Raw genomic sequence first — 14,055 nt, forward strand, 5'->3', positions numbered from 1 at the left:
TGGCTCTAGTCATGAACGACGAGCTGTTCACCAGGTCACCGTCACTTGCACCACATCGGTATAAGTCCCGGCCGGTAATCGCCCACTCAACTGAGTGCGCGCGTACACCGGCAATTTGATCGCGTTCGGATCGGTGTAACTGAGCGCAACGCTCTGGCCGATAGCCAGGGCCTGCGAAAAGGCAGCGTCGCGATACAGTTGGTAGGCCAGTAGTTGGCTACCATTGCTGCGTTTGAGGTTGCGGGTACCGCTGGCGCTGTTCTGGCCACCGTTGAGCGCCATGCTCAGGGCTACCCCAGGCGTGCACTGGAAGGTCACTGTGGTGCCTCCGAGCGACGTACTGAGCGTTGCCGTGGACAGCGCCGACCGTGTGCCGAAGTCCAACGTGCCGTAGTTGCTCACCCCGCCCACCACGAGGCATCCCGCGACGATCTGCGCGCTGACCTGGAACGTGCTGGTGGTGGCAGCGCCTAGCGGCAGTGCCAGCAGCATGCCCAGACAGGTCGCGCCACACCGCGCCCAAGCGGCCACGACTCAGAACGTCAGCTCGACTGAAACCGTGTCGCTGTAGGTGCCCGCAGGCAGCCCTGCCTTGCCGCGCGCCTGGCCATACAGGTCGACCGTCTGGGCCTCCCCGGTACTGATCGGCAAATTAATGGTGCCGTCGATTGCCAGCACTTGGGTACGCCCGGCGTCGGTGTAGAAATCGTACGGCACATAATTGTTGTTGCCGTCGGACAAGGCGCGCGTGCCCCCTGCCGACTGGCCGTCATTGGCCCCCGCCCGCACGCGGATCGAGGGCGTGGTGCCGCTTGAGCACACTACGCTCAAAGCGCCGCCGCCAGAGCCAAAGACCTGGGCGTTGGCAGTGCCGAACAACGCATCGGTGGTCCCGAAATCGAGGGTACCGAAGTCCAGCCCTGAGGTACCGGAGCTGCCATTGACCTGACAGGCCGCGGTCAGGGTCAAGGTCGAATTGATCGAGCCGGTGACCGTTTCGGCATGCGCCTGGACGGCCAGTACAAGGCCGAGGCCGGCGAAGATGGAGCAAGTGACGTTCGTGCGCATGGGAATCTCCTTGGGGTGCTACCAGTCCAGGGTCACGCTCAGGGTGTCGACGTAAAGACCTGCGGGCAGTGCGCGCGGCTGCGCGATGACCACGCCGTAGATCGGGATGGGAATCTGCTGGGTGCTGCTGACGGTGAAGTTGCGCGCCTGGCCCACCGCATAGCGGCTGTTGCCATTGGGGTCGACCGCCAATTGATAGGGGATCAGTTCGCGGCCATTGCTCAGCCGGCGCACACCGTCGCTGCCGTTCTGGCCAGCATTGATGCGCACGCTGAAAGCCCGCACCGACGGTGTGCAACTGATCTGCAGGCCGCCATCGCCGACCGCTTCGTCGACCTGGCCAAGCAGCGGCTGGTCCCAGCTCGGGCCTCGCGCACCGAAATCCATCAGCCCCGGATTGCCGAGCGTGGCGGGCTGCTGGTCACTGCTTATCTGGCAGGCCGCGCTGATCACCAGGCGCGCCTCGATGAAACCGCTGCTGGTGCCATGCGCCAGGCTGCTGGGCAGCAGCAAGGGGCCGAGGCTGAGCAGGAGGATCGAAGTGCGGTTCATGGTGCGACGTCCTTGTCCATGGGCAGTGTCCTTACCAGGTGACGGTAACTTTCAACAGATCGCCATACAGGCCTGGGCGCGGCACCCAGGCCAAGCGGTCGATCCGGGCATACAGCGGCAGGTCCACCGAACCGCTGTCGGGGACCCGCGCCGATTGCGCGGTGTCGACGCTCAGCGGCTGGCGCCAGGCGGCATCACGGTACAGGCGATAGGGGATGGGCTTGGCCTGGCGGTCGTCGCTGGCCAGAAAACGCAGGTCGCCGACGCCGCCATGCTGGCCGCCATCGACGCGAATCTGATAGGCCGTATCGGGGTTGCATTCCAGCCGCGGCGGGCGCTGACTGACGAGCACACCTGTAAGCGGCGCACCTGGGCCGTCCAGGCGCGCGGCCTGGCCGAGGTCGATCCGGCCCAGCGTTTGTGCACCCGCGTCACGTTGCTGGTTGACCAGCATGCAGCCCCGCTGCACCTGCACCCGCACCTCTACGAGAAAGTCTGCCGCCTGGGTGCTGGCGCTCAACAACAGGCCCGACAACATGGCCACAAAGCATCCCTTCACCTTGTTATTCCTGTTTGTAGGTACGAGTTTGAGGTTAGCAGTCGCGGGGACTCGTGGCAGGGCTTCGGGGTCCTTCCTTGGCATTAGTTACAAGGGGTTAGCACCCTTGCGGTGCGCCAATCAGGGCCTCTTCGCGGGGCAAGCCCGCTCCTACAGGGTCTGTGCAAATCCTGTAGGAGCGGGCTTGCCCCGCGAAGAGGCCCTGATTGGCCACCCAACAGCCCCAGCCGGAAAATTTTCTGATCGCTGAATCGAACCCCTGAACTTCTCGCCCCTCAAATGGCCATATGCCGGCAACGCTAAAGACATTCTGATATCGTGGCTATGAAACATCCTGTGCCATGCGCCTTCCGCCATGCGTGGACGGAACCAACAGGAGAAAACCCTTTGACTACTGCCCAGAACGCGCTCGACCAGGCGGTCGAACGCTGTGCCCAGGAACCGATCCAGGTCCCGGGCAGCATTCAGCCGCAGGGTTTCCTGCTGGTGCTCGACGAGCAGGAACTGCGCATCCTCCAGGCCAGCGAAAACGCTGAGCGCTGGCTCGGCCTGCCGGCCCAGGAAGTGCTCGGCTGTGCCTTCCCCGAGCTGGTCAGCGAGGGCTTCGACCTGCGCGCCCATCTGCAGTACCTGCCCGATGAAGAAGTCTTCCCGTTCCATATTGGCGACGTGCAGTTGCGCCACGGCGGTCCTCGCCTGCGGGTGCTGGTGCACCGCCACGACCAGGTGCTGATCACCGAATTCGAACCCATGCGCGCCGCCAGCGGCCCGGCCGGTCAGGGCGACTACTATCCGCTGGTACGTGCCTTCGTCAGCAGCGTGCACAAGGCCGACTGCATTGAAGACCTCCTCCAGCAGTCCGTGCTGCAGATCAAGCGCATCACCGGCTTTGGTCGGGTCAAGGCCTATCGCTTCGATGCCGAGGGCAATGGCGAGGTCCTCGCCGAAGTCGCCGACCCCGGTTACCCGAGCTACCTGGGCCTGTGCTTCCCGGCCTCGGACATCCCGCGTCAGGCGCGAGAGTTGTATCGGGTCAACCGTATCCGCGTGATCGAAGACGCCAACTACGTCGCCTCGCCGCTACTGCCAACCCGCAATCCGCGCACCGGCAAGCCGCTGGACATGAGCTTTGCGGCCCTGCGCGCGGTATCGCCAGTGCACCTGCAGTACATGCGCAACATGGGCACCCTGGCGTCGATGTCGTTGTCGATCGTGGTCGATGGCCAATTGTGGGGGCTGATTTCCTGTCACCATGAGCAACCGCACCGGGTCGACCTGCCCACGCGTACTGCCTGTGAACTGCTGGGCAGCGTGCTGTCGTTGCAGATCGAGTCGCGCGAGGCGCATACCAGTACCCAGACACTGCTCGACATGCGCCAGCGCAGTGTGATGATGCTGGGCTCGATGGCCAACCACGACAGCGTCAGCCAAGGTCTGCGGGTGATGCCCAAGGTCTTGCTGGAGTTCGCCGGGGCCTGTGGCGCGGCGGTCATATCCGCCGAGCAATGCGACCTGATCGGCACCACGCCGCCACAGGCACAAGTCGACGCCTTGGTCGATTGGCTGGCAGGACGCGGCGAGGTCTTCCATACCGACAATATTCGCCGCGACATCGACGCACTGCCGGAGCTTGCCGAGCACGCCGGCGGGCTGCTGGCAGTGTCGATTTCGCAGATTCACTCGCATTACCTGATCTGGTTCCGCCCCGAGCAGACGCGCGTCGTCAACTGGGCGGGGCGCCCGGAAAAACACATCAACCCCCAGGGCTGGCTGGATCCGCGCAACAGTTTCGAACAGTGGCAAGAGCAGCTCAGCGGCTTCTGCAAGCCCTGGGATCCACTGATCATCGAAGGCGTGCAGGAACTGCGCGGTGCGGTGTTTGGTATTGTTCTGCGCAAAGCCGAAGAACTGGCCCAGCTGGCCGGCGAACTGCACCGTTCGAACAAAGAGCTCGAAGCCTTCTCCTATAGCGTGTCACACGACCTGCGCGCACCGCTGCGGCATATTGCCGGCTACACCGAACTGCTCGGCGAGATCGAGGGCGGCGGGTTCAGCGAGCGCGGCCGACGTTTTCTCAAGCACATCGAAGAATCTGCGCATTTTGCCGGCTCCCTGGTGGACAACCTGCTCAATTTCTCGCAGATGGGCCGCTCCGCCCTGCGCTTGTCAGACGTCGACCTGAACACCTTGGTGGCGTCGATCCGCAGCGAGATGGCCCCAGACCTGGCCGGCCGCGAAATCGTCTGGGAGATCGCCCCGCTGCCGACCGTGATCGCCGACCCGGCGTTCATCAACATGGTCCTGCACAACCTGATTTCCAACGCGATCAAGTACACCCGTGGCCGCTCGCCTGGACGGATCACCGTCGGCGCGCGGCAACTGGAAAACGAGACCGAGATTTTCATCAGCGACAACGGCGTGGGCTTTGACATGGCCTACGCCGGCAAGCTGTTTGGCGTGTTCCAACGCCTGCACCGCATGGAAGAGTTCGAAGGCACCGGCATTGGCCTGGCCACTGTGCGGCGGATCATTGAACGGCACGATGGTCGGGTCTGGGCTGACGGCCAGATCGACCAAGGCGCCAGCTTTCATTTCACGCTTCCAAGCAAGCCCATCAATACCTGAGGCAACCGTACGATCATGCTCAAGCCAATCCTTTTGGTAGAAGACAACCCTAGGGACCTGGAGTTGACCCTCCTTGCGCTGGAGCGCAGCCAGCTGGCCAACGAAGTCATCGTCTTGCGCGATGGCGCCGAGGCGCTCGATTACCTGTTGCGCCGCAACGCCTATGCCGACCGCGACGGCGGCAACCCGGCGGTGCTCCTGCTCGACCTCAAGCTGCCCAAGGTCGACGGCCTCGAGGTGCTCAGGGACGTGCGCGCCACCGCCGAGCTGCGCAGCATCCCGACGGTGATGCTGACCTCGTCGCGCGAAGAACCGGACCTGCTCCGAGCCTATGAACTGGGGGTCAACGCCTACGTGGTCAAGCCCGTCGAGTTCAAGGAATTCGTTGCGGCAATCTCCGACCTCGGGGTGTTCTGGGCGGTACTCAACGAGCCGCCCCCCGGCTCGTTGCGCCTGAACCGGCGCGGCAACAATTGAGCCTGGCGCCAATGCTGCCGAGCCCACTGCGGCTGCTGATGGTCGAAGACAGCTCGATGGATGCCGAGCTAACCTTGCTGCGCCTGGAGCGCAGCGGCCTGCAGATCCAGTCGCAGCTGGTGTTCGACCATATCGGCGTGGAGCACGCGCTGCGCGAGGGCAGTTTTGACCTGATCCTGTGCGACTGCGTGCTGCCCGGTTCATCCGGCACCGAGGTGCTGGCGATTGCCCAGCGCCTGGCTGCGGACGTGCCGTTCATCTTCCTCTCCGGCATCTATGGCGAAGAGCACGCGGTGGAGATGATCCGCCTCGGGGCTACCGATTATGTGCTGAAGAAAAACCTGCCGTTGTTGCCCAAGGCGGTACGCCGGGCCTTGACCGAGGTGCACGAGCGCCAGCGTCGTCGGCGTGCTGAAGAGGCCCTGGCTGAAGTCGAGGCACGCGCACGCATCGCCATCGATGCGGCCGGCATGGGCACCTGGGATTTGCACCCCGAGGATGGCGTGTTGCTCTGGGACGACCGCTGCAAGACCCTGTTCGGCGTGCCCACCGACACTGAAATGAGCATGGACATCTTCTTTGACGGGATCTATCCCGAAGATGTCGAGCTGGTCCGCGAGGCAGTCAACCATGCCATGCAGCCGACCAGTGACGGCCGCTACCGGGTCGAGTTCCGCATCCCGCAGCCGCTGGGCCTGGAGCCACGCTGGCTGCTCAGCAGCGGTCAGGCGCAGTTCGTCGACGAACAGTGCGTGCGCTTTTCCGGCGTATTGCAGGACATCCACCAGCAGCGCCAGGCCACCCAGGCCCTCAAGCAGCTCAACGAGATGCTTGGCGAGCGGGTCGAGTTGCGCACCCGTGAACGCGATAGAGCGTGGGAGCTGTCGCAGGACTTGCTCGCCGTACTGCACAAGGACCTCTCCCCTGTTGCGCTCAACCCGGCCTGGGAAGCCACGCTGGGTATCTCTCGCGAGCGGCTGGTGCAGACCTCGCTCCTGCAATTACTGCCTGAACAGGACCAAACGGCGTTTATTGCCGAGGTGAGCGCCCTCGACCATGGCCGCACCAGTGCCCGCTTCGTCGGCCGCATCCAGCATGCAAGCGGTCAGCAGCGCTGGCTGTCGTGGGTGGTGGTACCGGAAGATACCCTGCTCTACGTAGTCGCCCGCGACATCACCAGCGAGCGCGAGTCGGCCATGGGCCTGGCCGATGCCAACGCGCGCCTGCGCGACCAGATCGACGAACGTGAACGCATCGAGGCCGCGCTGCAGCAGATGCAGCGCCTGGAGGCCGTCGGCCAGCTCACGGCAGGCGTGGCGCATGACTTCAACAACCTGCTGACGGTGATCCTGACCGGCTCGAGTTTTCTTGAACGCGATCTGGACAAGGGCAATTTCGACAAGGCCCGCAGCCGCCTGCAGCACATTCGCGAAGCCGGTGAGCGCGGCGCCAAACTGACCTCGCAGCTGCTGGCGTTCTCTCGCCGGCAACGCCTGGAGCCGGTGCCACTGAACCTCAACTCGACCCTGGCCGGGCTCGAGGAGCTGCTGCGCCGGACCCTGGGTGGCAATATTTCGGTGCGCCTGGACCTGGACGACAGCCTGTGGCGGGCACTGACCGACCCGACCCAGACCGAGATGATCATTCTCAACCTGGCGATCAATGCCCGCGACGCCATGCCCGACGGTGGCCAGCTGACCTTGTCGACGCGCAATACCGAAGTCATCGAACGCCCGCAGCGCCCGGAAGACCCGGAACCCGGCGAGTACGTCATGCTGTCGATCCGCGACACCGGCTGTGGCATGAGTGAGGACGTGGTAGGCAAAGTGTTCGAGCCGTTCTTCACCACCAAGGATATCGGCAAGGGTTCCGGCCTGGGCCTGGCCCAGGTGTTCGGCTTTGCCAAGCAGTCCGGTGGCGGTGTGCGCATCGACACGGCGCCGGCGCGCGGCACGCAGGTGTCGGTCTACCTGCCTGCAGACAAGCATGCGCATGACCTTGATACAGCGCCCTCGAGCCCGCCGCAGACGCTGCCGGCTGCTGGTCGCGACCGTACCGTACTACTGGTCGACGATGACCATCTGGTGCGCGACATGATTGGCGATGTGCTGCGCCTGCAGGGTTATCAGGTGCGCCAGGCACACAGCGGAGAACAAGCGCTGGCCCTGCTCGACGACGATATCGATTTGCTGCTGACAGACTTCGCCATGCCCGAATTCAACGGCGCCCAGCTGGCCTTGGCAGCACGCACACGCTTTCCGCAGTTGCCGGTGGTGATCCTGACCGGTTACGCCGAGTTGCAGGGACTGGAGCTGGCGGACAGCCTGGTGATCCAGAAACCGGTGCAGGCCCAGGTATTGGCGCAGGCATTGAACGATTTGCTGGGAGCGGTCTGAGCAGGAAGCTCGGCCGTTTCAGCTCAGTGCAGTTCAGCGAGTGGGGAGTATTTGAAGGTTAAGCGCGGGTGAAACGAGGAAGGAAAATGGCAGGGGCGGCTGGATTCGAACCAACGCATGGCAGGATCAAAACCTGCTGCCTTACCGCTTGGCGACGCCCCTGTATCGGATGCGACGAGTGCTGTGCACCTGTCGTTCTGACAATCCCTCGTGAGTGACAGTTTTGATTGCTGTCGAGGAATGCGCGGCACTTTAACAACAAACCTTGAACCTGCAAAGCTTTTTTTTAAAAAAATCTCAAAAAAACAGCAGGTTAGTCCGCGGGGGCCGGTATTGGCTTCCTCACGAAGGGGCCGAAACAGACAAACCACAACCGCCTGTCGCCCCGCTACAACCCCTTCCGCACTCGCCCTTCCAACCTCTTGAGCCATTTAAAACATGCCCAGGAGGGCACCATGCCAGTTTCCCACGACCTCTATCAGGACCTGCACTACCCGCGAGAAATCATCCAGCAACGCCGCCAGCATGACCCCAAGCTGGACCGCCTGCTCGATGACTACGTCGACATCGACAACCAGGTGCTGGCCGCCGAGGCGATCTCGGCCGGCATCGCCAGCGATGACGACCTGCATCGTCTCAAGGAGCGCCGGCTCGCGGTCAAGTACATGATCGAGCGGCAGCTCGAGCTCAAGGCCTAGCCGCTGGGCGGTAGCCGCCCATTATTGGCGCTATCGCAAAGGGCAAAGGTTGCCTGCGCATTTACCTAGTGGTCAAAATGGTCACCCTCGCGCACGCTGCGCCCTGCCCTATCCACCGAGGAGCTTGAGTCTTGCCTGCCTGGATACCTGCGCCGCTGCGCCAACTGCGCCAACGCCTGCGCGGCGAGCTGACTGCCGACAGCGAACTGCTGAGTTATTTCCACGCCAAGGCTGCCGAGCGTGGCTATACCCTGAGCGCTGGCCAGCGGCAGGTCATCGCCAGCATGGCCGAGCAGTTGGCGCTGCTCGATCAGGGCCAGGCGCGCAGCCTCTACCTGCACGGCTCGGTTGGCCGAGGCAAGAGTTGGTTGCTTGATGGTTTTTTCCAGGCACTGCCGCTAGAGGCCAAACGTCGCCTGCACTTTCATGACTTCTTTGCCCGACTGCACCAGGGCATGCACCGCCACCGCGCCTTGGACGACGCGTTGGCGGCAACGCTCGATGAGCTGATCGGCACCTGCCAGGTGCTCTGCTTCGATGAGTTCCATGTGCACGATATTGGCGATGCCATGCTGCTCACGCGGCTGTTCACGGCGTTGTTCGATCGCGGCGTGCTGCTTGTGCTGACCTCCAACTATGCGCCCGAAGGGCTGCTGCCCAACCCGCTGTATCACCAGCGCTTCCTGCCGGTGATCCGTTTGATCAACGGCCGCATGCAGGTTCTGCAAGTGGCTGGCGACACCGACTTTCGCAGCCTGCCGGCCAACCGCGCACACCAGCGTTTTACCCAAGGCCACTATGTCTGGCCGGGCGACGCCGAGCAGCGCCGGGCACTGGCACTGCCGGCCGCCGAGCCGGTGGTGCTGGAGGTGAACAATCGTCCACTGCGGGCGCAGGCCAGCGCGGCACGGCAGGTGATGTTCAGTTTTGCTGACCTGTGCGAGCAGCCCACCGCAGTGGTGGACTACCTGCAACTGGCCGGACGTTATCAGCGCTGGATCATTGACGGCCTTGACGATCTGGCCGAGTGCTCGCTGGCGGCGCAGCAGCGCTTCGTCAATCTGGTCGATGTGCTGTACGACCAGGATTGCGAGCTGGTGGTGATCGCCCGTCAGTCGCTGGAAGTCAGCCTCGGCGGCGCGCTTGCCGACCTGATGCGCAGTCGCAGCCGACTGGGGCAACTGCATCAGATCGGACCGAGCGCTTGTTGAGTCAGCCCCTCACCCTGCCCTGGGCAAATCCGCCAGCACCGCCTCGATCTCACCCAGCACCGCCGGATCATCCAAGGTCGAAGGCGGCACATACGCTACCCCATCGGCGATCTTGCGCAGCACGGCACGCAAGGTCTTGCCGGAACGGGTCTTGGGCAAGCGCTTGACCCGACGCACCTGGCTGAAGCACGCCAACGCGCCAATCTGCTCGCGCACACTGGCCACCAGCTCCTGCTGCAACTGCTGCTCGGCTACTACCTCGCCATCTTTGAGCACCACCAGCGCCAGCGGCACCTGGCCCTTGATATCGTCGTGCACGCCAATCACCGCGCACTCGGCCACCGCCGGGTGGCGGGCGACCAGATCCTCCATCTCACCGGTCGAGAGGCGATGGCCGGAAACGTTGATCACATCATCGGTGCGACCCATGATGTAGACAAACCCGTCGTCATCCAGATAACCGCCATCACCGGTGTGGTAATAGCCAGGGTAGGTCTGCAGGTAAGCCTGCAGATAACGCGGGTGATCGCCCCACAAGGTCTGGCTGCAGCCGGGCGGCAAAGGCAAGGCGATGACGATCGCGCCCTGTTGGTTCGGCCCCAGCACACGACCCTCGTCATCGAGCACCTGCACGTGGTAACCCGGCACGGCACGGTTGCTCGAGCCGGGGCGCGCTGCGCTGCCTTCAAGGCCGACGCAAGGTGCGGTCACCGGCCAGCCGGTCTCGGTCTGCCACCAATGGTCATGCACCGGTTTACCGGTGACCCGCTCCAGCCACTCATGGGTACTGGAGTCGAGCTTCTCCCCCGCCAGGAACAACTGGCGCAACGAGCTCAGGTCATGGCCAGCAATCAGGCGGCCGTCCGGGTCTTCCTTGCGAATCGCGCGCATGGCGGTGGGCGCACAGAACAGCGCATTGACCCGGTACTGTTCGATCACCCGCCAGTAGGCCGAAGCGTCCGGCGTCCGGATCGGCTTGCCTTCGTAGAACACCGTGGTACAGCCGCTCATCAAGGGTCCGTAGACGATCAGCGAATGGCCGACAACCCAGCCCACATCAGAAATCCCCCACCAGACATCACCTGCCTGCATTCCGTAGATATGGCGCATGGCGAAGCTCAGGGCGACCGCATTGCCGCCGTTTTCGCGAACGATGCCCTTGGGTTTGCCGGTGGTACCGGAGGTGTACATGATGTACAGCGGATCGCCGGCATCCAGCTCGACCGGTGCCACCGGCTGGGCGTTCTGCAGCGCCTGCTGCCAGTCCAGGTCGCGACCGGGCTGCAAGGTGGCAAGGGCCTGCGGGCGCTGCAGCACGAGCACCTGGCGGGGCTGATGCCTGGCCAGTTGCAGGGCACGATCGACCAGCGGCTTGTACTCGATCACCCGCTCGAATTCCAGCCCGCACGAGGCAGTCAGCAACAGTGTTGGCCGGGCATCGTCGATGCGCAGCGCCAGCTCGTTGGCGGCAAAGCCACCGAAGACCACCGAATGCACCGCGCCGATCCGCGCGCAGGCAAGCATGGCCATCGCCGCCTGCGGCACCATCGGCATGTAGATGATCACCCCGTCGCCCTTGCGCACGCCCAACTCGCGCAACAGGCCAGCGAGGCGCGCCACCTCATCTCTTAGCTGCAGGTAGCTGAAGGCCTGCTGAGCGACGGTTACCGGCGAGTCGTAGATCAGCGCAGTCTGCTCGCCACGGCCCTGTTCGATCTGGTGGTCGAGGGCCAGGTAGCAGCTGTTCAGGCGACCGTCGGCAAACCAGCGGTGGCTGCCGTCGGGGTTGTTCTGCAGGGTCAGGCGCGGCTTGCGCTGCCAGGCCAGGTGGTCGGCCTGCTCAGCCCAGAAGGCCTCAGGGTCGGCAATGGAGCGTGCGTAGCTGTGCTGATAAGTCATGGCGGTCGCAACCCGGTACTTGTTGTTATTGAAGGGCGAGCCTCCAGTATGGACCGTCGCCCCGCCGCTGCCATGGGACTAAAGTCCACAACCGACCTGCAAAATCGCACTGGCTGCGCACAGCGAACGCCTGGCGTCGAATGGCGATTGGCCAAGCCTGAACACCCCAAGCCCGCGCGAAGGCTCTAGAATAGCCGCCACTTCAATCAACGAGCTCAGCCATGGACATCGATCAGGCCCGTACCTTCCTGGAAATTGTCCGCTGCGGCAGCCTGGTCGCCGCTGCCGAGCGCTTGTTTGTTTCGCAGACCGCGATCACTGCGCGGGTGCAGCGCCTGGAGCAGCAACTGGGTTGTCAGTTGTTCGTGCGCAGCCGCAACGGTGCCAGCCTGACCAGCGATGGCGAGGCGTTCGTCACTTACGCCAACCAGCTGGTGCAGACCTGGGAGGCGGCCCGCCGCGACCTGCCGCTACCACAGGGTTGCCAGCAACTGCTGCACATCGGCGCCGAGGTAAGCCTGGGCAACCCGATGCTGCTCGACTGGGTCAGCGCCCTGCACCGCGAGCTGCCCAGCCATGCGATTCGCAGCGAAGTGAGTGACGGCGAGTCGTTGCTGCGCAAGGTCGAAATGGGCTTGCTGGATGCCGCGCTGGTCTATCAGCCGAGCTACGGCCCGGGCGTACAGGTCGAGCAGTTGATGGAAGAAAAACTGATCCGCATCCGCCGCGTCGATCGCCCCGAGCCGTACGTCTATATCGACTGGGGCGAAGCCTTCCGGCGTCAGCACGATGCCGCCCTGCCCGACTGCGCGCGGGCGGCGCTGAGTTTCAATCTTGGGCCGCTGGCCTTGCAGTTCATTCTTGATCAGGGCGGCAGCGGCTACTTCCGCACTCGGGTGGTCCAGGCCTATCTGGACAGCGGGGTCTTCGAGCGCGTGCCGCAAGCGCCCGAGTTCACCTACCCAACCTTCCTGGTGTATGCGCGCAAACGCGACAGTGCGGCGCTGCAGGAGGCCTTCGGCATCCTCCGCCAGCTGGTGGCAGCCGGCGCCAGCGACTGGTCACAACGCTGGGACCCGCTGATCTGAAGGCCGTGCGACGGCATTGAGCAGGTGCCGTTTGAGGCCGGCAATAAGGTCGGTCTGGGTAATCACCCCCACCAAGCTGTCGCCATCAAGCACCGGCAGGCAGTGCAGGCCATCTTCGCTCAGCAGCGGCAACAGCCGCTCCAGCGGATGCTGGCTGCTGACGCTGATCACTTGACGGCTCATCACCTGCTCCATCAGCACCGGTTTGCGGTGGCGCCAACTGAAGCGCCCACGGGCCATCGCCGGGGCGAGCAGATCGCTGAGGCTGACGATGCCCACCAGGCGTCCACCGTCGAGTACCGGCAGGGTCTTCAGGTGATGGCTGGCAAGCATCTTCCAGGCCTGGTCGAGGGTCGTCTGCGGGCTGGCAAACTGAATATCGCGCGACATCACCGAGGCGGCCGTGATGCCTCCCAGGCTGCGCTGCAAGGCATGCTGTTCGGTGGCCAGAATGATCCGCTCGAGCTCATCGCGACTGACGTCGACATACTCGCCGATCTCTTCCAGGGCCTGGTCGAGGTCGGCGCTGCTGATCCCGACCCGCGCGCTCGGTAGCGGATCTTGGGTGTGGTGCAGATCCTTGCGCGGCAGTGCTGCCTTGGGATAACGCACACCGGTCAGGCGGTGGTAGAGCACCGCCACGCCGATCAGGATCAGCACGTTGAGCAGGATCGGCTCGAGCAGGTGATCGCCCAGCGCGACCAGCCCGGGGTCGGCCAGCACCGCGCTGACGGCGACACCGCCGCCTGGCGGGTGCAGGCAACGCAGCAGGCACATCAGCAGCAGGGAGATCCCCAGCGCACTGGCGGCGACCCACAGTTCACTGCCAAAGCCGTGGCGCAGCGCCAGGCCCAGCGCGCCAGCCACGGCGTAACTGCCGAGCACCGGCCACGGCTGCGCCAGCGGCCCGCCGTGCACGGCAAACACCAGCACTGCGGTGGCGGCCAGCGGGCCGAGCAGATGCAGGGCGATCGACGGCCCATAGGCCATGCTGCACAGCCAGCCGGCCAGGAACAGGCCAAGCAGTGCACCGATTCCGGCGCGCAGCCATTCTTTGGCAGGGATATTCAGGGGCGCCGGTAACAGGCGCTGCAATCGACTTTCGGGACGCGAGGCAGACATCGGGCAGTGGGTCGTGTTCTGGAGGGTTGATGGGTTATGGTTTTTTTAAAAAGAAAGCCCAGCAGGTAATGGCCTGGGCCCTGTATTGCAGACGCAATAGCGCAAAGGAGTTCCGTCCGTGGAGATGGAAACTGGGAAGTTTCGCGGGCAATTGTGCCGGGCGCACTATTTTGGTGCCAATTCAAAAAACTGCGCCTGGACTGCAATATTTTTGCTGTTTGGGGGGGGTCTCGAACTCGCGGCGCATAACCTGTAGGAGCGGGCTTGTCCCGCGAAACCGGCAAAGCCGGTGCCACGCACCACGGTGGCTGGACTGGCCTCTTCGCGGGGCAAGCCCGCTCCTACAGGATGTCGTAAACG

Annotated in this window: 12 protein-coding genes and 1 tRNA gene; 6 read left to right on the plus strand and 7 right to left on the minus strand. The window is 63.9% G+C overall.

All coding sequences use genetic code 11. The annotated features are described in order from the left end of the window. Nucleotides 1–27 precede the first annotated feature (27 nt). From J3B00_RS19945 to J3B00_RS19960, 4 genes are read right to left on the minus strand one after another with little or no spacing between them, the layout of a single operon-like run. Nucleotides 28–492 (minus strand): spore coat U domain-containing protein, encoded by a 465-nt coding sequence (locus J3B00_RS19945; RefSeq protein WP_209870751.1) that lies wholly within the window; start codon nt 490–492, stop codon nt 28–30. A gap of 42 nt (nt 493–534) precedes the next feature. Then, nucleotides 535–1,068 (minus strand): spore coat U domain-containing protein, encoded by a 534-nt coding sequence (locus J3B00_RS19950; protein WP_209870754.1) that lies wholly within the window; start codon nt 1,066–1,068, stop codon nt 535–537. Between the two features lie 18 nt (nt 1,069–1,086). Further along, the gene (locus tag J3B00_RS19955; protein WP_209870758.1) at nt 1,087–1,620 is read right to left on the minus strand and encodes a spore coat U domain-containing protein; all 534 of its coding nucleotides are present in this window, start codon (nt 1,618–1,620) and stop codon (nt 1,087–1,089) included. A gap of 31 nt (nt 1,621–1,651) precedes the next feature. Beyond that, nucleotides 1,652–2,158 carry a spore coat U domain-containing protein gene (locus J3B00_RS19960; protein ID WP_209875013.1) on the minus strand — a complete coding sequence of 169 codons (507 nt, stop codon included), beginning with the start codon at nt 2,156–2,158 and terminating at the stop codon, nt 1,652–1,654. A 408-nt stretch (nt 2,159–2,566) separates the two neighbouring features. Between J3B00_RS19960 and J3B00_RS19965 the strand changes: the two genes are divergently transcribed. Genes J3B00_RS19965 through J3B00_RS19975 form a run of 3 tightly spaced genes read left to right on the plus strand, consistent with a single transcriptional unit; the run spans nt 2,567 to nt 7,677 of the window. Then, a complete protein-coding gene (locus tag J3B00_RS19965) occupies nt 2,567–4,804 on the plus strand; it encodes an ATP-binding protein (protein WP_245362595.1) in 2,238 nt (745 codons plus the stop codon). Between the two features lie 15 nt (nt 4,805–4,819). Continuing rightward, complete coding sequence (locus J3B00_RS19970; protein ID WP_209870764.1) at nt 4,820–5,281, plus strand: response regulator; 462 nt, start codon at nt 4,820–4,822, stop codon at nt 5,279–5,281. Nucleotides 5,282–5,292: 11 nt separating this feature from the next. Next, nucleotides 5,293–7,677: a response regulator gene (locus J3B00_RS19975; protein ID WP_209870767.1), complete on the plus strand. Its 2,385-nt coding sequence runs from the start codon at nt 5,293–5,295 to the stop codon at nt 7,675–7,677. An 87-nt stretch (nt 7,678–7,764) separates the two neighbouring features. Here the strand turns inward: J3B00_RS19975 and J3B00_RS19980 are convergent. After that, nucleotides 7,765–7,839: transfer RNA gene (locus J3B00_RS19980), tRNA-Gln, on the minus strand. 293 nt (nt 7,840–8,132) lie between these two features. Between J3B00_RS19980 and J3B00_RS19985 the strand changes: the two genes are divergently transcribed. Both J3B00_RS19985 and zapE read left to right on the plus strand, forming a co-directional pair. After that, complete coding sequence (locus J3B00_RS19985; protein WP_209870772.1) at nt 8,133–8,375, plus strand: DUF465 domain-containing protein; 243 nt, start codon at nt 8,133–8,135, stop codon at nt 8,373–8,375. Between the two features lie 131 nt (nt 8,376–8,506). Then, nucleotides 8,507–9,586, plus strand: a complete 1,080-nt coding sequence (zapE, locus tag J3B00_RS19990) for a cell division protein ZapE (protein ID WP_209870775.1) — start codon at nt 8,507–8,509, stop codon at nt 9,584–9,586. A 9-nt stretch (nt 9,587–9,595) separates the two neighbouring features. Here zapE and J3B00_RS19995 read toward each other — a convergent pair whose 3' ends face one another. Continuing rightward, nucleotides 9,596–11,485: a propionyl-CoA synthetase gene (locus J3B00_RS19995; RefSeq protein ID WP_209870779.1), complete on the minus strand. Its 1,890-nt coding sequence runs from the start codon at nt 11,483–11,485 to the stop codon at nt 9,596–9,598. 221 nt (nt 11,486–11,706) lie between these two features. Between J3B00_RS19995 and J3B00_RS20000 the strand changes: the two genes are divergently transcribed. Beyond that, nucleotides 11,707–12,573 (plus strand): LysR family transcriptional regulator, encoded by an 867-nt coding sequence (locus tag J3B00_RS20000; RefSeq protein WP_209870782.1) that lies wholly within the window; start codon nt 11,707–11,709, stop codon nt 12,571–12,573. Here J3B00_RS20000 and J3B00_RS20005 read toward each other — a convergent pair. Beyond that, nucleotides 12,547–13,695 (minus strand): HPP family protein, encoded by a 1,149-nt coding sequence (locus J3B00_RS20005; protein ID WP_209870785.1) that lies wholly within the window; start codon nt 13,693–13,695, stop codon nt 12,547–12,549. The two genes, J3B00_RS20000 and J3B00_RS20005, sit on opposite strands and share 27 nt — an antisense overlap. Nucleotides 13,696–14,055 lie beyond the last annotated feature (360 nt).

This window comes from Pseudomonas sp. BP8, from assembly GCF_017875955.1.
In the GTDB taxonomy this organism is placed as follows: Bacteria; Pseudomonadota; Gammaproteobacteria; order Pseudomonadales; family Pseudomonadaceae; genus Aquipseudomonas.